The organism is Paraburkholderia suaedae (genome assembly GCF_040812055.1).
In the GTDB taxonomy this organism is placed as follows: Bacteria; Pseudomonadota; Gammaproteobacteria; order Burkholderiales; family Burkholderiaceae; genus Paraburkholderia.
Genome location: NZ_JBFOAH010000025.1, coordinates 83,844 through 102,255 on the forward strand (window position 1 = coordinate 83,844; position 18,412 = coordinate 102,255).

An 18,412-nucleotide genomic window follows, 5' to 3' on the forward strand; every position below is an offset into this window, starting at 1 on the left:
TGGAGTCTTTGGGGCTGCTGCACGGACCGGAAATGCGCGGCTTGGTCGGGCTGTAAAACGATGCGAGGTGCTGACGCAGATCTCGCAGATCAAGGAAGCGATCAATGCCTCTCAACAGGTGTGATTGCGGGACGTGGTTGTCGAGGTTGAACGAGTAGAAGAGTTTGTCCTGTCCGCTGTCCAATCGACCCATCATGACGATTCACTCCCCACGTTCGATGTCTACCAGGATACCCAACATTCCACTCTGATTGAGACTGGCAGGCACGGCTGTGGTCGCAAGGTGCCGGACCGAATCGGTGCGGCGCTTGATGCGCCAGTCGCTGCGCTCGCCGCCCGTCCCATGCGAAGTTGAACGGTAGAGGCAAGCATGGGATCTGTTGAATCGACCGACGCAGATATCGCAGCGGATCTTCGCGCAGCGCTGATCTCGATCTACGAAGAAATCATGTGGCTCGCCGCGCGCTCGAATGTCACTGCGGGCCGGGCGCGCGCCTGGTACACGCACATCATGGCCGAGAGCGTAAAGAGGCGCATCCGGCAGTTCAGGGGACGGGTCTCTACTGTTGCGATCGCGAATGACGGCACGGGGCTGCGGCTAGAGCACTACAAGCGCATCCAGACGACCCTGACAGAGCTGGTCGAACGGCATCGTCGTAAGCGGATCAACGACGCGGACGAGTCCGTCAGCACGCTCAATCCACTTCGAGGCTCTCCATATCGTGACGATTGAGGAAAACTACTCGGCGATGCGCGCCAAAGGGGATTACACGAAGGCGGGCATCGTGCCCGTCGAGTGGGACCACATACCGGCCGACCGGCGCACGGTGCTCTGGACGACCATGCTACGGGGGAAGGTGGCGAACGCCGATCGGTTTCGGGAACGCCACATGCTCGGCTTCGAGACAGAAGTACGCCGTAGAATCCCGATGATGGGTAGGGGCATCGATGGCAAAGCCTGAAGTGGAATCATGGTATCGGCCGCCGGCGGAAGAAGCGTGTCCGTTCTGTGGCCGCGCGATTCCAGCCGATCAGCGCGACGAGCATCATTTGGTTGCGAAGGCCGAAGGCGGCCGCGAAACGGTCGCGCTGCACCGGATCTGCCATAGGCAATTGCATGCGCTCTTTTCGGAGCGCGAGCTGGCGACCACCTACGCATCCGTCGATCGCCTGCTCGAAAACGAACAAGTCGGAGCTTTCATGAGCTGGGTGCGCACGAAGCCCGATGGGTTTTACGAGCGTACGCGCAGCAGCCGGCGCAAGCGCTGAAAGGTATCGCGCGCATCGGGCGCGTGGTACCGACAACAACGGAACAAGTCATGCCTGTGTACGACTACGAGTGCGCCGAATGCGGCACGTTTGAAGCAGCGCGGCGCATCGCCGAACGCGACGAACCTGCCAGTTGTCCCCGCTGCGGCACGTCCGCGGAACGCGTGCGGGTTGGCGCGCCGGCGTTGCTGGGCAGTGCGTCGGGCGGTTCGTCGGCAGGCGCATCCGAAAGTGAAGGCGGATATGGCATGCGGCATCGCGGCTGCTCGTGCTGCCCTTGAGCGCGTGCGAACGGCGCGGCATGCCCTCGCGCAACGTTCACCGCTTGCGGCACGCGCGGCGCGCCGCTAGTCTATAGCCGCGCCATGCGGGCTGCGCCGATTGCCTCGCGCGAAAGCACTTCCTCTCACCCACGACCCCCAAAGGTTGCGCCATGCCGCTTCGCCTGCCTCCGCTGAACTCGCTGCGCTTCTTCGAGGCGGCGGCGCGGCATGGCAGTTTCAAGCTCGCCGCCGCCGAACTGAACGTGACGCCGAGCGCCGTCAGTCACGGCATCGTCGCGCTCGAAGAAGCGCTTGGGGTCGCGCTGTTCGTGCGGGAGCCGCGCAAGCTGTCGCTGACACCAGCGGGCGAGCAGTATTTCCCCTACATCGCCGAGGCGTTTTCGCTGATCGCGCTCGGCACGCAGCGGCTGCCCGACAACCGCACGCATCGCACGGTGACGGTGAGCTGCGCGCCGACGCTCGCGATGCGCTGGCTCGTGCCGCGCCTGTTCGAGTTTCGCGCGCAGTGGCCGAACATCAACGTTTCCGTCGATACGTCGCGCCGCCAGGTGGGCTTTCCCATCGATGGCTTCGACTTCGGCATCCGTCTGAGCCGTGGCCCGGTGGCGGGCAGCGACTGGAGCCGGCTGTTTGGCGAGCGGCTCGTGCCGGTTTGCAGCCCTGCATATCGCGACGAGCTACGCGACGCACACGGCGACATCGACTTGCGCCGCGCGACACTGATTCATGTCGACACCGCGAGCGAAGACTGGCAGGCGTGGCTGGACGGCGCGGGTGTCGACGATATCGACGCGTCGGGCGGCGTGCGTTTCGACACGGTCCAGCTGGCGCTCGAAGCGGCCACGACGGGCATGGGCGTTGCGATCGGCAGACGGCCGCTGGTCAACCGCGAGCTGGACGCCGGCACGCTCGTCGAAGCCAGCACGCCGACCGTCGATGCGAAGACGGCGTACTGGCTGGTCAGCGCGGAAGGCACGGACGAGCGGCCCGATCTGCAGGCATTCAAGCGCTGGCTGCTCCACGAAGCGCACGCGTTCGACGACGCTGCTTCAATAGCCGAAGCCACGCACTTCACAACGGCAGCCCGCTAGAGACCCGCTAGCAAATACTCGCCACCCGCTCCCCCTGCGAGTGAATTTTCTTCATCTGTCGCCGAAAACTTTTCGTTTGTCGCGCCTGCTGGCTGCTGCGAGGATGCCGCCAGGAGGAAACGAAACATGTCAACGGCCAAACCCGCTTACGCAGCCCCCCTTAAAAACCCCACCTTTTACGTGATCTTCGCCGCCGCGCTGATCATCAGCGCGGCCATGGGCATCCGGCAGACCTTCGGTCTCTTCATCGGGCCGTTTTCGTACGATCGCGGCCTGCCCGTCACGCTCGTGGCCTTTGCGATCGCGCTGCACAATCTCGTGTGGGGCTTCGCGCAGCCGTTCGCAGGCGCCGCCGCCGACCGCTACGGTGCCGCGCCCGTCGTCGCGTTCGGCGCTACTGCCTTCGCTGCGGGTCTCGCGCTCGCGGCCGGTTCGCCGTCCGGCATCGCGCTGATTGCGGGGCTTGGGCTGCTGGTCGGCATCGGCGTGAGCTGCACGACGTTTGGCGTCGTCTTAACGGCCGTCGGGCGCGCCGCGACGCCTGAGCAGCGCAGCATGGCGATGGGCATCGCAAGCGCGGGCGGCTCGCTGGGACAGGTGCTGATGGTGCCGTTCGCACAACTGGTGCGAGAAACGTCGGGCATATCGACGTCGCTCTACGCGCTCGCCTTCCTCATGCTGGTCGCCGCGCCCTTCGGCATGTTGCTCGACCGTCGTAGGGAAGTCGGCGCGCCGCATTTGGCTGCATCACCCGCAGCGGCCACTGCCCCGCCGCTGCGCGAGACGCTCGCGCACGCCATGCGCCATCGCGGCTACCGGCTGCTGACGCTCGGCTTCTTCACCTGCGGCTTCCAGCTTGCGTTCATCGCCACGCACCTGCCCGGCTATCTGACCTTGTGCCACATGCCGATGGGGCTCGGCGCCACCGCGCTCGCGCTGATCGGGCTATTCAACATGGCGGGCAGCTGGGCGTGCGGCTGGCTTGGCGGGCGCTTCCGTCAGCAGCATGTGCTCGGCTGGCTGTATCTGATTCGCGGGGCGACGATTGCGGCGTTCTTCCTGCTGCCGAAGTCGACGGTTTCTGTCGTGCTGTTCGCCGCCGTGATGGGCCTGACGTGGCTCGGCACCGTGCCGCTCACGAGCGGCCTGATCGCCAAGGTGTTCGGCACGCGGCATCTCGGCACGCTGTTCGGCGTCGTGTTTCTCAGCCACCAGCTGGGTTCGTTCCTCGGCGCGTGGCTCGGCGGCTACGTGTTCGACGCGACGGGCTCGTACACGTTAATCTGGGCCGCGACGGCATTGGCGGGACTGTTCGCCGCGCTGCTGCATTTCCCAATCGACGACACCGTCCACGCACCCGTCGAACCGGCGCGCGCCTGACCTTCGGAGAGGCGTTCCCAGAGGCGAGTGTTCAGTATTGGCCATTGACGCGGACGGCTCGTGCCGTCCGTTTCTTTGTCTTTTGTCATCCCGCTCTCATGCAATGGCGGCAGTTGCAGCCTCGTGCTTGCGCGTCGCGTAGCAGCGCCTGACGAACATCGCCGCCTGCCGCGGCGCCTGATTCGCCTCAGGCAGGAGCGGCGCGAAACCCGGCAGCGCGTGCGGCATCGCATGTCTGGCGGCTCGACGCCAGACAGACAGAAAGATCAGGGTCGCCACAGCGACAAGACGGTGCTCACCGAAGACGGTCCATTACGCCTGAACATCCCGCGCGATCGTAACGGCAGCTTTGAGCCAATCTCGGCACGACCTGCAACCTGTCGAAACAAACCTTCGTGTATCTGACAGTCGGGGCGATGTTCAACGGCAAGAACGCGGCCTTCCCGGTGGAGACGGCCGATACCCACCCGCTGCCGGGGCACAACCAGCAGGGCGGCTACTTCGGCATCTTGCACTACTTCTAAGCACCTCGCGTGACGCGCAGTCCACACCGGCAGCGCGTCGCGTGATACGGGAAAGCCGGGCGTGAGGGGTGCCGGCCACGGTGGTCAGTCGCAAACAATAAAACTTTACACACGGAAAATTGTCGCCTAGACTAAAACTGTACAGTCGGACAACATAATAGCGACCCTGCCGCAGTCAACCATGATGCGTTGCAGCGAGAAACACGTCGACCGGTGGGATTCGGAGGCCGCGGGAGTGACCTCTCCGATTCCTGGTTCGGGGGCCCGAGACGATCTGTTGGTATGGAGGCAGGCCAAATGAGCTCACGTGCAATGAATACCGTGCAAGAGCGAGTGACGTTCGCGGAGGGATCGCTCCGTTCCATGGTGGCTAAATGGCTTTGGCCCACTCAGGCCGAACCCGCTCGCGTGACCGTCTTCAGTCGAACAGCCGTTGGTGGAACCCGATTCGTCCGGGTCGAGATGGTGCAACGATCGGTTTCGTTCCTGTTCTTTAGACACACCGACGGAACATGGCAGATTTTTCCCCCTGCGATTCGGGGGCCCATGATGCGATGCCACTGAATAAGCGAAGGCCTTGGGAATGAACAAGAAGGTCGTCATTGCTTCGACGCGCGGGAACGTTTCCCTGCCTGGGACGACAACCAGTGGGCCCGAACACCATGAAAGTTATTTGAGAACCGTGTTCGCGTTTCTCGGACTGCTTGATGTGACGATCGTGCGCACCGAAGGGCTTGCGTTTGGTCCGCACGTCAACGGGCCCGCCATCAGGAAGGCGTTGTCCGAGATCGCCACCATTGCAGTTTGATGGGTGAGCCCATCAGTCAACGGTGCGTCGCGTCCATCTTGAACGCAGGGCGTCGATCGCCGAATTCTTCGGCGATCCCGAGCTCAGGCCGTTTGCGATTCGGCTTACCGACCAAGCAATCGAGCGGCATTCTCCCCATACACCCTATTCATCTCAATCCCGGGAATCTGGATGTCGTCGAGTACGGCGCCGAATTGTCGGATCGCGGTTGTCGGTGCAAACGGAAAGTCCGTCCCGAACAGGATGTGATCGGAGGTCGTGATTTGCGCGAGGGCGCTCAATGGCGCCGCGCCGCCCGATAGAGCCGTGTCGAAATACAAAGATCTGATAGCTTCCAGTGGATCGCCCACACGCTCGATCGCCCCCGGCATCATGGAAATGGAGAGCGCGAGACGCGGCACGAGGAACGGCATGGTGCCCCCCGCGTGCGACAGGATGAATCGCACATTCTTGAAGCGGCTTACCGCACCCGAAATGAGGAGGCTCGCGGCGGTGCGGGTCGTTTCGAACGGATACTCGAGAACAGACGCCGGAGCAACGCGCGGCACTTCATGAGGCGGCTGATTCGGGTGTACGAAGACAACGGCGCGCCGGCGATCCAGCTCTTCCAGTAGCGGCGTGAAATGAGGGTCCCCCAGATACATGCCGTCGTAGTTCGTGAAAAGAATGAATCCGTCGACCTTCAGTTCATCAAGACTATGACTGACCTCGTTCAACGCCGCGTCGATATCAGGTAGGGGCAAGCTGGCAAAGGAACCGAACCGGCCGGGATATCGCGCCCCGAGGTCGGCCGCGTAGTCATTGCATTTGCGGAGCAAGGTGGCGGCATCCGGAATCCTGGGGCCGGACGAGATGGAAAGTATGCCCTCGTCAATGCCGTTTTCGTCCATTATCGCGATGGCTGCTTGTTCGGTCCACTTAGGGGCAACCCCGTTTGGCATCGCGGCGTGCAGTATGTCGAGGCCGACAGCGTCGACATACAGCTTTGGAAGGAAATGCTGATGGGTGTCAATCTTTCGCAATGACATGTCTATCGTCTCCTGTTTCGGTTTCCGGGCTGGCAGCGCGAAGATCGCTTCACGCGTTGCTCTGCTCGATCCCACTATACACTATATTTTACGAATGAAAAGTATAGTGCGCCCTTCGAAGTGCATCGCTTCGACTCGTTCGCTTCGCTCCGGCGCTCGACTCGCATTCCTCAGTTCTGGACACGTGTTCCGTAAGGGATAGCACCAGTCTCACAAAGCTTTACGCTCGGTAAATTGTCGAGTAGCCTAATACTGCACAAACGGTAAGGTTAAAAGCTGGCTTCATTTGCCAACGGCAATGCTCGGATCGAATCGATTCAAAACGTGAGAGGAGACTGCAGATGAAAGGAGTATCGTGCGTCGTCGCTTTGCTATGTGCATCGTCTGCATCCGCGTACGCGCAAAGCAGCGTGACCTTGTACGGGATCGTCGATGAAGGCATCACGTACACCAGCAACCAGAAGGGCCACTCGAACTGGCAGTTGCAGAGTGGCGGAGCCTCGGTTTCGCGATGGGGGCTAAGGGGGGTAGAGGATCTAGGCGGCGGTCTGCAGACAATCTTCGTTCTCGAGAATGGCTTCGACCCTTCTACGGGCAATATCGGCAACAACGGAGCACTTTTTGGCCGCTCGGCGTACGTCGGCATCGCAAGCCAATATGGAACGGTGACCCTCGGGCGTCAATATGACGAGATGGCCAACCTGCTGTCAAAGGTCGGCGCCGGCTTGAACTGGTCCGTCTATCTGGCTCACCTGAACGATGTTGACAACACGTCCGGGGTCAATCGGATCAACAATGCTGTCAGATACGCCAGTCCTACGTTCGCCGGATTCGCTCTGGAAGGTCTTTATAGCTTCGGTGGAGTGGCAGGGCAGTTTTCCTCGAACAGCGTGAAGTCGTTCGGTCTGAGTTACACCGGTGGACCACTGTATGCCGCCGCGGCCTATACCGACATCAAGAATCCGTACACTGCGGTGTTTGGCAGCGTAGTGCCGAACGCGATTGCATTCTCTGCGTACGTGCCAAAGGCGGAAAATCAGAAAATCTGGGGGGCGGGAGCCCGCTACAATTTCGGCACGGCAACGCTTGGGCTCATGTACACCTCTACCCGATTCGGGAATGCCTTCGGAGGGGCCGATGTTCGCTTCGACAATTACGAGGCAAATCTGGGCTACCAGTTCCGCCCCGACGTGCTTGTCGGGGTCGCGTTCATCTATACCCACGGTAAGCTCGACGCAACGGACCAGTCTCCGATCTATCGCGCGTTGGGTCTGTTTTCAGACTACATCCTTTCGAAGCGCACAGACATCTACGCCGTTGCGGAGGTGCAGAAAGCGGGCGGTTCGGCAACCCAGGTGCAAATTACAAATATCTCGGCCCCATCAAGCGGAAAGACGCAAGCCATCGTGCACATTGGATTGCGTCACAAGTTCTAGTGTGCCTCGTGCGCTTGAAAGGACGGGAAATCACGATCGCCTGGAAGACTACTGGTATCGCCGAAAACAGTCGCTTGGACTGTTCGGAGCGTGCGACGGGAGAGACGGTTTCGCTCTGCGAGCTCTCCCGTCGTTGGCCGGTATCGGAAGGCGTAGGTACGCCAGATGCCGTAGCTTCGCAACTCTAAAAATACGGAAACAAATATTCCCCGCTAGTCCGCCCGCCGATTCAGTCGGCGTTCTTCGAGCGACTGGATGCACGCGGCTGTTTTTTGCTGGTATGTTGCGGACGCAGATCAGTCGTTAAGGACTGCTCCGGACGCTTCTGCCTATTGAAAACGAGTTCCTCGACCGTTTGCCAGTACGTATCTACCACGGTCGGGTCGGACGGGGAGATATTGGCGGTTGCTTGCATCTCCGGACCAAAGCCGGAAAGGGTCGAAGTCAGACTGATCAACAGGTAGTGAAAGATGACGGGGTCACATTGGGGCAACGCGCCATCTTCCTGTGCGGAACGAATCTGTGGCAGCACCCAATCGATCAGCGGTTTGAGGACTGTGTCAGCGAGCCATTGCAGTCGCGGGCTATAACACAGGAATTCCTGGAGCATGAAGCGATGGAATTCTGGATAGTCGACCGTGAATCTGAACAGGGCCTTGTACATTCCTTTGACGTGGTCTGCGGCGCTGACGGCGGGCGTCTCCGACAGGTAAGCGTCCCACTCGTGACGGATACGCTCGAACACGTATTCGGCCACTGCCTGCCAAAGAATATCTTTGGAACGGAAATGGTAAGTGATGAGCGGGTGCTGCACTCCGACCCGATCCGCGATACTGCGTATGCTCGCAGCCTCGAAGCCTTTCGCGGCGAACTCCGAAAGCGCGGCATTCATGATGGCGGCACGGGTGTCCTGCGCACGTTGCTGTTCCGCACGCCGAAGCTCTGTCGGACGGCCCTTTCGATTCGCTTCTTTGCTGGAAACTTTACGTTGCACCATATGGCTTCTCGAACAGGAATATCGTTATCGGAGCGCACTTTTTCACACGCCTGGCAAGACGAATGGCATTCGTTGCAGTTTCGGGCTGCCTCTCGTCAGCGCCCATGCCGCAAGCCCGGCCGTAGAAACTGTACGAAAGTATAATACATGGGATCGCACGTCCTGCCTTTGCGATATGAGTCTTCGCACCTGAATCGCGTTCGCAATCCTCTGCCTTCGGGGCGTTCCCACGTTTACATTTAACGATGGTAAAGTATAATAAACGCCGGGTGTGACCCACATTGGCGCAATGAATCCGGAGCCTGGTTCAGCCGGTCTTCAGGTGGAGGCGCCCACTCGAGCGACCCCGGGCCGGGGTACGTACCTGAACCCAACCAAGTCCTATCACCAGAGGACTTCGAACGCAGGCGTCGCTACATGCAGACCAACATCACCTTGACCTCCCATGGAGATATCGCTGTCATCACTTTGGTAAACGAAGCGCGGGCAAACACGATCGATCTCGAGTTCTGCAATGGTCTATCGAGCGTCCTCGGTGATATCGAGGCACAAGGCCGGTATCGGGCGGTCGTTCTGCGCGCTACTGGGCGGATATTTTCAGCCGGGGGCGATCTCGTCCAGATTCTCGAAGGGCTGCAAAAATCCAACGACCGTCTCGAACGCTTGATCAGTGCGCTGAACGACCTGGTCCTGAAGTTACGGCGACTGCCGATACCCATCATAGCGAGTGTTCAAGGGGCGGCGGCAGGCGCAGGTTTCTCGCTGGCAATGGCGTGCGACCTCGTTGTCGCCTCCCGTGATGCTCAATTCGTTGTCGGGTACGGCAAGCTGGGCACTTCGACCGACGGGGGGCTTTCCTTCCATCTGGCGCGTCGGTTGGGGCCGGCGCGCGCACTCGATTTGCTGCTGGTGAAAGACGCGCTGAATGCGGACGAAGCGAATTCATTGGGGATCGTGCAGGCTGTCGTCGATCCGAGTGCGCTGGAAGATGCCGCGCTTGCTTTGGCACAACGCGTAATGGAAGTGCCTCCGGCAGCAGTCAGGGAGTTGAAAGCGCTGGTCGGCACGGCGTCCGGGAACGGACTCGCTCAACATCTCGAAGAAGAAAAGCGGGCGTTCCTGAGATGTGCGTCGACCGAAGCGTTCCATCGGCGGGTCGCTGGATTCGTCGGACGATCGAATTCGTCGAGGAAATCTTGAACGTGAAGGCGAAGAGCCAATAGCAGATCACACGTCGCCTAAGCACCTCGCACATGCCGCGAGGTGCCTCGACGCATGTGGAAACGGGACTTCTGCGACGCATAACCACCGCAAGTTCCGGGCGTTTCAATCCCCCATGATACTTCCCGTCATATCTCGAGTAACGCCGCTCCGTTCGGAAGACCCCGGCGCATAGGGATAGTCCCGATCCTTTACTACTGTACGTCCGGAAAGTTTACGATTAATATAAAACTGCACGAACGGAAAGTATACGGTCGTCCGACGCGAGCGCTAACGACGTATGTCGCAGGTTTCACGGCGCGAGCAATCGAGTGAATTTCCACTGAACCTGCCTCGCACGCTTCAAGGACAAGTAATGGAACCCAGAGAGTCCGTTCATCGCGACATACGCAAATTCCTCAATGACCTCCCGATCGGGAAGACGCAGTGGATCGTGTTTTTCCTCTGCTTTGCGGCTACGACGACAGAGGGATTCGACACGATCGTCATGGCGTTTATCGCGCCAGCGGTCAGTCACGATTGGCACCTTCCTCCGGCAGCCGTGGCGCCTTTGACCGCAATGGGGCTGGTGGGGTTATTGATCGGCTCGATCCTGGGTGGGGCGATTGCCGATCGGGTAGGTCGCAGGGCAGTGGTCATCGCGGCGATTGCATGGTTCGGCGTCGCGGCGATCGTTTCTGGCGGCGCCCAATCGATGGTGCAACTGATCTTGCTGCGATTCGTTACCGGTGTCGGGATCGGCGCCGCAATGCCCGCGACGTCGGCGTTCGTCGCTGAATATAGCCCTGATCGCTCGCGCGCCGCGATGATCGCCACCGTCATGTGTGGAATTCTGTTCGGCTCCGCTGCTGCGGGTTTCGTTACTTCATACGGAATAGATATCTTGGGGTGGAGGGGCATGCTGGCCTTGAGTGGTGTCCTGCCGCTCTGCGTGGCGGGTCTGTTTTTCTGGCAAGTGCCGGAGTCGCCGCTTTACCTTGTGTCGAGCCGTAAGTCAAACGAAGTGGTCAAGGCAGCACTGGCCAGAATATTCCCGAAGGTCGACAGTTCAAGCTTCCATTTCGTCATCGGGGCGCCACGCGGTTCAAAGAAAGGAACCCTCGCTCTGGTAGGAAAGGACTATCGGCTCGGGACTACGCTGACCTGGACAACGGAATTTGCCGGCTATCTGGTGTTCTTTCTCGTCGGATACTGGTTGCCGACACATCTGAAGCAGGCTGGTCTGTCGATGCATGAAGCTTCACAAGTATCGTCGATGTTTCAGTTCGGCGCGCTTGCGGGGGCAGTGATCTTCGTATTTCTGGTACGCCGCATCAACGTTGCGACTGTCATTTGCGGGTCGTTCGCCGTAGGGGCGTTGCTCGTCGTCGTGCTAGGCCTGTCCGAAGCGACATCGTGGCTTGCGGGGGTCGTCTTCCTGGCCGGATTGGCCACCGGAGGACCACTCACCTGCATCAATGCCATTCCCGGCATTTTCTATCCCACGGCGCTTCGTGCATCCGGAGCCGGGTGGACGGTTGCCATTGGGCGTGTGGGTTCGATCATCGGATCGTCGTTGATCGGGCTCATCGTGATTTCCGGCTACTCCTTTGTGGTCGTATGCGCACTTATGTCCATACCGCTCGTGATAGCCAGTGGCTGCATGGCCGTCATGGCCCGTGTTCTCACGGCACAGCAGCGGCTGTCAGGGGAGTCGATGGAAGCGAGCAGTGCGGCGCCAACGCCTGAGAACGCGCTGCCGGATAGCCCTGTGCATTGATCGTTTTCAAATCTGGGCGCGCCAACCATTTTGGCGCGCCGGATGATCACCCACTCAAAGCTCCAAATCTTTCTGTTGGGGTGCCGCATGTCTTGCAAACTTTACGTTCGTTAAGTATAGTGAGTGACAGGAATCGTATCGTCGTGGGACGTGCCGAAGCGCAAGCGATGTCCGACGTCCGGGAGTCAGGGGCCGCCATTCGAATTCGGCAGCGCCCACCTTTTTAAGCCCAACCTACCACGGAATATGGAGGGGACATGATTGAAGAACGCGACGTCTACGTAACGATGCGGGACGGCACTCGTCTCGCCGTTGACGTCTATCGCCCCGAGGGGAATGGACCGTATCCGGTGCTCTACGCGTCGGCGCTGCACAACAAGGACCTTCAGGGCCCGGACATTGCCGACGTGTTGCCCCCGCAACCCGCGCATGCGCCGCTGTGGTTCGGACCGGTGGAAGCCGGTGACACACGTCGCTTCATTGCGAACGGCTACGTGCACGTCATTGCCCAGCCACGGGGTTCGGCGAAGTCGGAAGGCCACTACGGCCACGAGAATACCGACCACTACGACATGATCGAGTGGATCACGCAACAGCCGTGGTCGAACGGCAAAGTCGGGATGGTCGGTATTTCGGGCTTTGCGGGAGAACAATGGCGCGCGGCCGCGCAAGGGCATCCCGCGCTAAAGGCGATCTTTCCTTACGACGCCTGCAGCGCGTACGGCAGCATGTTCGGGTTTCGGGATTTCAATCCTGGTGGCGTCATCCACACGTTTCCGTACCTGCTCGACGTTTTCAGCACGGTGCATGAATCGCGCGGCGTGCCGGGGCCGCTACCCGACGAGCAGGAAGCGCTTTGGCGCGAGGCCATGCGCAATCCCGACTACAAGATGTACATCAACCTCTACAACATTCTGACGCAGAAAGGTCAGCGTACGGGGGTGATGTACCACATCATGACGAATCCCTGGGAGCCGGACGGGACCGTCGAGCGCGCCGAGGAAACTTTCAGGAAGATCAAGGTGCCGTTCTACACGGGCTCCGGCGCCTACGCCTACACATACAAGCTGCACTGGCTGGGTGCCCAGCACTACTTCGCGAACGTCAAGCAGCCGCGCAAGCTGGTGTTTACCGGCCCGGCGCACCTGGAAAGACCGTTCCACCAGTACCACGACGAGGTCATTCGCTGGTACGACTATTGGCTCAAGGGTATCGACACCGGCATCATGAACGAGCCGCCGGTCCGCTACTGGGTCATGGGCGCCAACGAATGGCGCACGGGCAGCGACTGGCCGCTGCCCGAGGCGCAATACGTCAAGTACTACCTCGGTGGTTGGGAGCGGCTGTCCACCGACGCGCCTCGCCCCGCGGCGGAAGTCGGCAATGCGCTGCGCGAGCCGGACGTTTTCACGCAAATGCCGCTCAAGAAGACGAGCAAGGTCGAACGCCTGCGCTATATGACCGACCCGCTGCCGCATGATGTCCTCGTGGCGGGCCCGATCTCACTCACCCTCTATGCCGAGATCGATCAGCCCGACACGAACTGGATCGTCGTGCTCAAGGACGTGGGACCGGACGTGTCGGTCGTGACTGCGCGCGTGGGCGAACGCGATGTTCCCGAGAATTTGCCGGAGCGCGAACTGACTCGCGGTTGGCTGAAGGCCTCGTACCGGGCCTTGGACCCGGACCGCTCCACGCCGGCCGAGCCGTTCTACAAGCTGACGAAGGACTCGATCGAGCCGGTCACGCCGGGCGAGGTCGTCAAGTACGAAATCCAGATTCTTGCGACCGCCAACCAGTTCAAGGCTGGACATCGCATCTGTGTCGAGATCTGCAGTCTCGACGTGCCGACGGGAACGGGCGCGATGACCGACGTCGAATACATTCCGTACCACGTCTGCAGTAGCAATACCGTCACGCACCGGATCTATCGCGACGCCGAACGCCCCTCACATCTGCGGCTTCCCATCATTCCACTGAATGGGCAGTAGTCCTGAATCGTGAATCGTTGACGGGTGCCGGGCGCGCCCGGTGAATTCGATCGACAACATGAGGTTAGCCAATGAAAAGTATTCGTTTTGAACGCGATGGGAACGTCGGGCATATCGTCCTGGCGAATCCGCCGTACAACCGGCTCGACAAGCGCTTTGCCCAATGCCTGAGCGACGCCGTTCACGAGGCCAGCGAAGCTGATATCCGGGTGCTCGTCGTTCGCGCAGAGGGGCCGCACTTCAGCCTCGGCGGCGAGGTTCGCGAATGGCCGGGCAAGGACCTGAACTGGTTCCGCACGTTCGTCGCGGAGGTCAACACGTCTTATCGCGCGATCGAGGCTTTGCGTATTCCGACAGTGGCGGTGGTGCAGGGTCTCGCGTTCGGCGGCGGCCTCGAGCTCGCGCTGGCTTGTGACTTCGTCGTGGCGGCGAGCGATGCCGTGTTCCGCTGCGTCGAGGTCACGACGGGGATGTTGCCGATCGCGGGTGCGCTTCAGCGGCTCGCTGAGCGCGTCGGGCGCAGCCGCGCGTCGCGCTTCGCGATGTTGGGCGAGCCGATTCCGGGCACCCTCGCTGGCGAGCTTGGCATCGCCACGCACGTGGCCGAACCGGGCGAGCTCGAAAAAGTGGCGAAGGAACTGGTGACGAAGCTGGCGGACGGCCCGACGCTCTCGTACGCGGCGACGCGCACGCTGCTCAAGACGTGGTCGAGCGGCGGCGTGGCGGGTGCCGACATCGCCCTGCTCGATATCACCATGCCCCTTTATCTCACGGAAGATGCCACGCGCGGCTTCGCCCACACGGCCGAAGCGTTCGACCGTGACGAGGAGCCGAGCGACCTGGTGTTTTACGGCAAGTGATGGCTCGACATGACCCTGGATCAGTGCGGGCCTGACCAGGCATCCACAGCAGCGTTGGAGAATGGCTTTATGCAGACCCTACCCGAATCCTTTGTGCTTATCGAACCTGCCGGCGGCCTTGCCTACGTGCGCGGCGCGACGGATGTTCCGTTGAGCGAAGCCACCATCGGCCAGTTCCTGAGAGATACCGCGTTGCGTTTTCCGGACCGGCCGGCCGTGGTGTTCCGCGAACAGGGGGTGCGTTGGACATGGAAGCAGTTCGACCATGAGGTCGATCGGCTTGCCGCGGGCCTCCTGTCCTTGAGGCTGGCAAAGGGCGACCGCGTCGCCATCTGGTCGCCGAATCGAGCCGAATGGCTGCTCACTCAGTTCGCCACCGCCCGCATCGGCGCGGTGCTGGTCAACATCAACCCGGCCTACCGCGTGTCGGAGATCGAATACGCGTTACGCAAGGTGGCATGCAAGGCACTCGTGACGGCCGAGCAATTCAAGAAGTCGAACTACACCTCCATGCTGCTCGACATTGCGCCGGAACTCGCGACCCAACGAGCCGGCGAACTGAATTGCGCGCGCTTGCCGGACCTGCGCGCCGTGATTTCGGTCGGCGACCCGGGCGTGCCGGGCATCATGCCGTTTTCCGCCTTGATGGAGCAAGGCGAGGGAATCCTGAGCACCGAAGGACCGGCAACGATCGTGCTGTCCGCCCGCGATCCGATCAACGTCCAGTTCACGAGCGGCACGACCGGCAGCCCGAAGGGCGCCACGCTGACGCATCGAAACATCGTCAATAACGGGCGTTTCGTGGCGATGGCGATGAAGCTGACCGAAGCGGATTCGCTCTGTATTCCCGTGCCGCTCTATCACTGCTTCGGGATGGTGCTCGGCGTCCTCGCCTGCGTATCGGTCGGCGCGCAAATGGTTTTCCCGGGCGAAGGATTCGACGCCGGCGCGACGCTTGCGGCGATTGCGGAAGAGCGCTGCACGGCGCTTCACGGGGTGCCGACGATGTTCATCGCGGAACTGGAGCATCCGGCATTTGCGACGTTCGACCTGAGCAGTCTTCGAACCGGCATGATGGCCGGATCGCCGTGCCCGATCGAAACGATGAAGCAGGTCGTGGCCAGAATGCACATGCAGGAGGTCACGATCGGATATGGAATGACCGAGACGAGCCCCCTGTCGTTCCAGAGTAGCACTACGGACCCGCTGGACAAGCGCACGACCACGGTCGGCCGGATTCACCCTCACGTCGAAGTGAAGATCGTCGATCTGTTCGGCAACATCGTGCCGGTCGGCGCAACGGGGGAACTCTGCACGAAGGGCTACTCTGTGATGCTGGGGTATTGGGGCGATGAGGAAAAGACACGCGAGAGCATCGTCGACGGATGGATGCATACCGGCGATCTCGCCACGATCGACGCCGACGGCTACTGCAATATTGTCGGCAGGCTCAAGGACATGGTGATTCGCGGTGGGGAGAACATCTATCCCCGCGAGATCGAGGAATACCTGTTCAGGCACCCAAAGATTCAGAATGTCCAGGTGTTCGGCGTGCCCGATGAAAAGACCGGCGAGGAGCTCTGCGCGTGGATCGTGCTTCGGCAGGGGGAGTATGCCAGCGAGGAGGACATCCGCGAATTTTGCCAGGAACGGATCGCTCATTACAAAGTGCCCAAATACATTCGCTTCGTCGATGACATGCCGATGACCGTCACAGGGAAGGTGCAGAAATTCGCGATGCGCGAGGAGATGATTCGCGTCCTAGAGTTGAGCAAGACCAAGACCGCCTGATACGCGCGGCAGCCGGAGAGACCCTTGAAACAGGGCGTTCGGACTTCAAAATCAATTAGGCATGCAGACGAATGCTAGACGTCACTGATTGACGGGCGCTATATATTAGGAGATTCGACATGGCTGAATTTACGACAGATGTGCTCATCGTGGGAACGGGCCCGGCAGGCTCCGCGTGTGCCGCGCTGCTCTCGACCTACGGTGTCGAGAACATGGTGGTCAACATGTACCGCTGGTTGGCCAACACGCCGCGGGCGCATATCACGAACCAGCGAACGATGGAGGTGCTTCGCGATCTCGGGCAGGAAGTGGAGCATGAGGCCTACCTGCACGCGACCAGCGACGATCTGATGGGCGGAACGGTCTTCTGTGAAAGTCTGACCGGCGAAGAGATCGGCAGGGCGCCGAGCTGGGGCTTGCATCCCACGTCACGAGGGGAGCGCCGGTTGGCGAGTCCCACGAAAATGAACGACCTGCCGCAGACCTTCATGGAACCGCTGCTGTTCAAGACGGCTTGCTCGCGCGGCACCGAGGCGCGCATGAGCACCGAATACCTGAGCCACACGCAGACGGACGATGGCGTAATCACGGTTTGCCGCGACCGGTTGAGCGGCGAGGAGTTTACGGTCAAGTCGAAGTATCTGATCGGCGCGGACGGCGGGAACTCCAGGGTCGCGAAGAACGCAGGGCTGCCTTTCGAAGGGAAGATGGGGGTACGCGGCTCGATGAACATCTGGTTCCGCGCGGACCTTTCCGAGCTCGTCGCGCATCGTCCCGCGGTGCTGTACCCGATCATGCAGCCGGGCGCAGAAGTTGGCGGCATCGGCATGGGCCTGATCCGCATGGTGCGCCCGTGGAATGAATGGCTGATCGTGTGGGGCTACGACATTAATGAGCCAGCGCCGGTCATCGACGAGGCCAAGGCCACCGAAATCGCGCGCCAGCTCGTCGGCAAGCCCGATCTCGAGATCAAATTGCTGGGGGCGAACACGTGGACCGTCAACAACATGTACGCCACGCGCATGCAGGACGGACGCGTGTTTTGCATGGGCGACGCCACGCATCGGCATCCGCCGTCGGGTGGTCTGGGCTCCAATACGTCGATTCAGGACGCGTTCAATCTCGCATGGAAGCTCGCGGCGGTGATCAAGGGGCAGGCGGGCGAAGCGCTGCTCGATAGCTACACGCTGGAGCGAGCTCCGGTCGCGAAACAGATCGTCACGCGCGCGAACCAGTCGATTGCCGAATTCGCGCCGCTCTATCAGGCGCTGGGAATTGCGGAAACGACGGACGGCGCGGTCATGCAGGCCAACATGCACGCTCGCAGCCAGTCGACCGCGGCAGCGGAAAAGCAGCGCGACGAAATTCGCGATGCGTTGGTGTTCAAGAAGTATGAACTGGACGCCCATGGGGTCGAGATGAACCAGCGCTATCACTCCAGTGCAATCGTGACGGACGGGCAGGAACAGCCGCCTTTCGAGCGCGACGCCGAGCTGTATTACCAGGCGACGACGTGGCCTGGCGCTCGCCTGCCGCACGCGTGGGTGTTCGACAAGCGCGGACGGCAGCACTCGACGCTGGACCTGGCCGGGCATGGTCGCTTCACGGTTTTCACCGGACTCGGAGGCGAGGCCTGGGTCGAAGCCGCCCGGCATGTCGGCGAGGAATTGGGCATCGACATCGATGTGCGTGTCATCGGCCCGCGCCAGGCTTATGCGGACCATGCTGGCGAGTGGGGGCGTGTGAAGGAAATCAGCGACACGGGCTGTCTGCTGATTCGCCCTGACCATCATGTCGCCTGGCGAAGCTTCAAAGGGGTGGCCGATCCGGTTGCCGAACTTCGCCGTGTCATGAAGAGCGTGCTTGCAAAATAATCGCAGTCGGCCGCGTCTTGCTCCCAGCTGGTCGGAAAAGTACGGGGCAAGACGCGAGTTCTGCTATCGATTGGCACTTTAGATCGCCCGAAGGCGAGA

At 61.0% G+C, this 18,412-nt stretch carries 17 protein-coding genes and 2 pseudogenes; 16 read left to right on the forward strand and 3 right to left on the reverse strand.

The genetic code is table 11. The annotated features are described in order from the left end of the window. Window positions 1-46 precede the first annotated feature (46 nt). Window positions 47-196: pseudogene (locus ABQJ48_RS28220) on the reverse strand (IS5/IS1182 family transposase); the annotation flags it as partial. Between the two features lie 174 nt (window positions 197-370). Here ABQJ48_RS28220 and ABQJ48_RS28225 point away from each other — a divergent pair. The 9 genes and pseudogenes from ABQJ48_RS28225 (at window position 371) to ABQJ48_RS28265 (ending at window position 5,356) form a co-directional block, all read left to right on the forward strand. Next, on the forward strand, window positions 371-733 hold the full coding sequence (locus ABQJ48_RS28225) for a hypothetical protein (RefSeq protein WP_367841248.1): 363 nt from the start codon (window positions 371-373) through the stop codon (window positions 731-733). Continuing rightward, window positions 723-962: a hypothetical protein gene (locus ABQJ48_RS28230; RefSeq protein WP_367841249.1), complete on the forward strand. Its 240-nt coding sequence runs from the start codon at window positions 723-725 to the stop codon at window positions 960-962. The genes ABQJ48_RS28225 and ABQJ48_RS28230 overlap by 11 nt, the downstream gene beginning before the upstream one ends. Next, entirely contained in the window at window positions 949-1,269 is a 321-nt protein-coding gene (locus ABQJ48_RS28235; RefSeq protein ID WP_367841250.1) for an HNH endonuclease, read from the forward strand. Before ABQJ48_RS28230 ends, ABQJ48_RS28235 begins: the two co-directional genes overlap by 14 nt. A gap of 50 nt (window positions 1,270-1,319) precedes the next feature. Further along, on the forward strand, window positions 1,320-1,550 hold the full coding sequence (locus tag ABQJ48_RS28240; protein ID WP_367841251.1) for an FmdB family zinc ribbon protein: 231 nt from the start codon (window positions 1,320-1,322) through the stop codon (window positions 1,548-1,550). Between the two features lie 152 nt (window positions 1,551-1,702). After that, a complete protein-coding gene (gcvA, locus tag ABQJ48_RS28245) occupies window positions 1,703-2,644 on the forward strand; it encodes a transcriptional regulator GcvA (protein WP_367841252.1) in 942 nt (313 codons plus the stop codon). A 126-nt stretch (window positions 2,645-2,770) separates the two neighbouring features. Beyond that, complete coding sequence (locus tag ABQJ48_RS28250; protein WP_367841253.1) at window positions 2,771-4,024, forward strand: MFS transporter; 1,254 nt, start codon at window positions 2,771-2,773, stop codon at window positions 4,022-4,024. Between the two features lie 279 nt (window positions 4,025-4,303). Then, window positions 4,304-4,384, forward strand: a pseudogene (locus tag ABQJ48_RS28255) (transposase); the annotation flags it as partial. A 35-nt stretch (window positions 4,385-4,419) separates the two neighbouring features. Then, window positions 4,420-4,548, forward strand: a complete 129-nt coding sequence (locus ABQJ48_RS28260; protein WP_367841254.1) for a hypothetical protein — start codon at window positions 4,420-4,422, stop codon at window positions 4,546-4,548. Window positions 4,549-5,131: 583 nt separating this feature from the next. Further along, window positions 5,132-5,356: an NAD(P)H-dependent oxidoreductase gene (locus ABQJ48_RS28265; protein WP_367841255.1), complete on the forward strand. Its 225-nt coding sequence runs from the start codon at window positions 5,132-5,134 to the stop codon at window positions 5,354-5,356. Window positions 5,357-5,460: 104 nt separating this feature from the next. Here ABQJ48_RS28265 and ABQJ48_RS28270 read toward each other — a convergent pair whose 3' ends face one another. Then, window positions 5,461-6,384, reverse strand: a complete 924-nt coding sequence (locus ABQJ48_RS28270) for an amidohydrolase family protein (RefSeq protein ID WP_367841256.1) — start codon at window positions 6,382-6,384, stop codon at window positions 5,461-5,463. Between the two features lie 341 nt (window positions 6,385-6,725). Between ABQJ48_RS28270 and ABQJ48_RS28275 the strand changes: the two genes are divergently transcribed. Next, the gene (locus ABQJ48_RS28275) at window positions 6,726-7,820 is read left to right on the forward strand and encodes a porin (RefSeq protein WP_367841257.1); all 1,095 of its coding nucleotides are present in this window, start codon (window positions 6,726-6,728) and stop codon (window positions 7,818-7,820) included. A 229-nt stretch (window positions 7,821-8,049) separates the two neighbouring features. On the opposite strand, the gene ABQJ48_RS28280 is transcribed toward ABQJ48_RS28275, so the two are convergent. After that, window positions 8,050-8,817: a TetR/AcrR family transcriptional regulator gene (locus tag ABQJ48_RS28280; protein WP_367841258.1), complete on the reverse strand. Its 768-nt coding sequence runs from the start codon at window positions 8,815-8,817 to the stop codon at window positions 8,050-8,052. A gap of 417 nt (window positions 8,818-9,234) precedes the next feature. Between ABQJ48_RS28280 and ABQJ48_RS28285 the strand changes: the two genes are divergently transcribed. The 6 genes from ABQJ48_RS28285 to ABQJ48_RS28310 all read left to right on the forward strand — a co-directional run bounded on the left by ABQJ48_RS28285 (window position 9,235) and on the right by ABQJ48_RS28310 (window position 18,313). Continuing rightward, window positions 9,235-10,017 carry an enoyl-CoA hydratase/isomerase family protein gene (locus ABQJ48_RS28285; protein WP_367841259.1) on the forward strand — a complete coding sequence of 261 codons (783 nt, stop codon included), beginning with the start codon at window positions 9,235-9,237 and terminating at the stop codon, window positions 10,015-10,017. Window positions 10,018-10,393: 376 nt separating this feature from the next. Continuing rightward, window positions 10,394-11,797 carry an MFS transporter gene (locus ABQJ48_RS28290; RefSeq protein WP_367841260.1) on the forward strand — a complete coding sequence of 468 codons (1,404 nt, stop codon included), beginning with the start codon at window positions 10,394-10,396 and terminating at the stop codon, window positions 11,795-11,797. Between the two features lie 257 nt (window positions 11,798-12,054). Beyond that, window positions 12,055-13,788: a CocE/NonD family hydrolase gene (locus ABQJ48_RS28295; RefSeq protein ID WP_367841261.1), complete on the forward strand. Its 1,734-nt coding sequence runs from the start codon at window positions 12,055-12,057 to the stop codon at window positions 13,786-13,788. Between the two features lie 71 nt (window positions 13,789-13,859). Continuing rightward, complete coding sequence (locus ABQJ48_RS28300) at window positions 13,860-14,648, forward strand: enoyl-CoA hydratase/isomerase family protein (protein WP_367841262.1); 789 nt, start codon at window positions 13,860-13,862, stop codon at window positions 14,646-14,648. Between the two features lie 69 nt (window positions 14,649-14,717). Next, window positions 14,718-16,439, forward strand: a complete 1,722-nt coding sequence (locus ABQJ48_RS28305) for an AMP-binding protein (protein WP_367841263.1) — start codon at window positions 14,718-14,720, stop codon at window positions 16,437-16,439. 119 nt (window positions 16,440-16,558) lie between these two features. After that, window positions 16,559-18,313 (forward strand): FAD-dependent oxidoreductase, encoded by a 1,755-nt coding sequence (locus tag ABQJ48_RS28310; protein ID WP_367841264.1) that lies wholly within the window; start codon window positions 16,559-16,561, stop codon window positions 18,311-18,313. Window positions 18,314-18,412 lie beyond the last annotated feature (99 nt).

What these genes read in the sequence shown, in the direction of transcription:
- ABQJ48_RS28225 (WP_367841248.1), top strand. Translation starts at nt 371, where the DNA reads ATGGGATCTGTTGAATCGACCGACGCAGATATCGCAGCGGATCTTCGC.
- ABQJ48_RS28235 (WP_367841250.1), top strand. Translation starts at nt 949, where the DNA reads ATGGCAAAGCCTGAAGTGGAATCATGGTATCGGCCGCCGGCGGAAGAA.
- ABQJ48_RS28240 (WP_367841251.1), top strand. Translation starts at nt 1,320, where the DNA reads ATGCCTGTGTACGACTACGAGTGCGCCGAATGCGGCACGTTTGAAGCA.
- gcvA (WP_367841252.1), top strand. Translation starts at nt 1,703, where the DNA reads ATGCCGCTTCGCCTGCCTCCGCTGAACTCGCTGCGCTTCTTCGAGGCG.
- ABQJ48_RS28250 (WP_367841253.1), top strand. Translation starts at nt 2,771, where the DNA reads ATGTCAACGGCCAAACCCGCTTACGCAGCCCCCCTTAAAAACCCCACC.
- ABQJ48_RS28265 (WP_367841255.1), top strand. Translation starts at nt 5,132, where the DNA reads ATGAACAAGAAGGTCGTCATTGCTTCGACGCGCGGGAACGTTTCCCTG.
- ABQJ48_RS28270 (WP_367841256.1), bottom strand. Translation starts at nt 6,384, where the DNA reads ATGTCATTGCGAAAGATTGACACCCATCAGCATTTCCTTCCAAAGCTG.
- ABQJ48_RS28275 (WP_367841257.1), top strand. Translation starts at nt 6,726, where the DNA reads ATGAAAGGAGTATCGTGCGTCGTCGCTTTGCTATGTGCATCGTCTGCA.
- ABQJ48_RS28280 (WP_367841258.1), bottom strand. Translation starts at nt 8,817, where the DNA reads ATGGTGCAACGTAAAGTTTCCAGCAAAGAAGCGAATCGAAAGGGCCGT.
- ABQJ48_RS28285 (WP_367841259.1), top strand. Translation starts at nt 9,235, where the DNA reads ATGCAGACCAACATCACCTTGACCTCCCATGGAGATATCGCTGTCATC.
- ABQJ48_RS28290 (WP_367841260.1), top strand. Translation starts at nt 10,394, where the DNA reads ATGGAACCCAGAGAGTCCGTTCATCGCGACATACGCAAATTCCTCAAT.
- ABQJ48_RS28295 (WP_367841261.1), top strand. Translation starts at nt 12,055, where the DNA reads ATGATTGAAGAACGCGACGTCTACGTAACGATGCGGGACGGCACTCGT.
- ABQJ48_RS28300 (WP_367841262.1), top strand. Translation starts at nt 13,860, where the DNA reads ATGAAAAGTATTCGTTTTGAACGCGATGGGAACGTCGGGCATATCGTC.
- ABQJ48_RS28305 (WP_367841263.1), top strand. Translation starts at nt 14,718, where the DNA reads ATGCAGACCCTACCCGAATCCTTTGTGCTTATCGAACCTGCCGGCGGC.
- ABQJ48_RS28310 (WP_367841264.1), top strand. Translation starts at nt 16,559, where the DNA reads ATGGCTGAATTTACGACAGATGTGCTCATCGTGGGAACGGGCCCGGCA.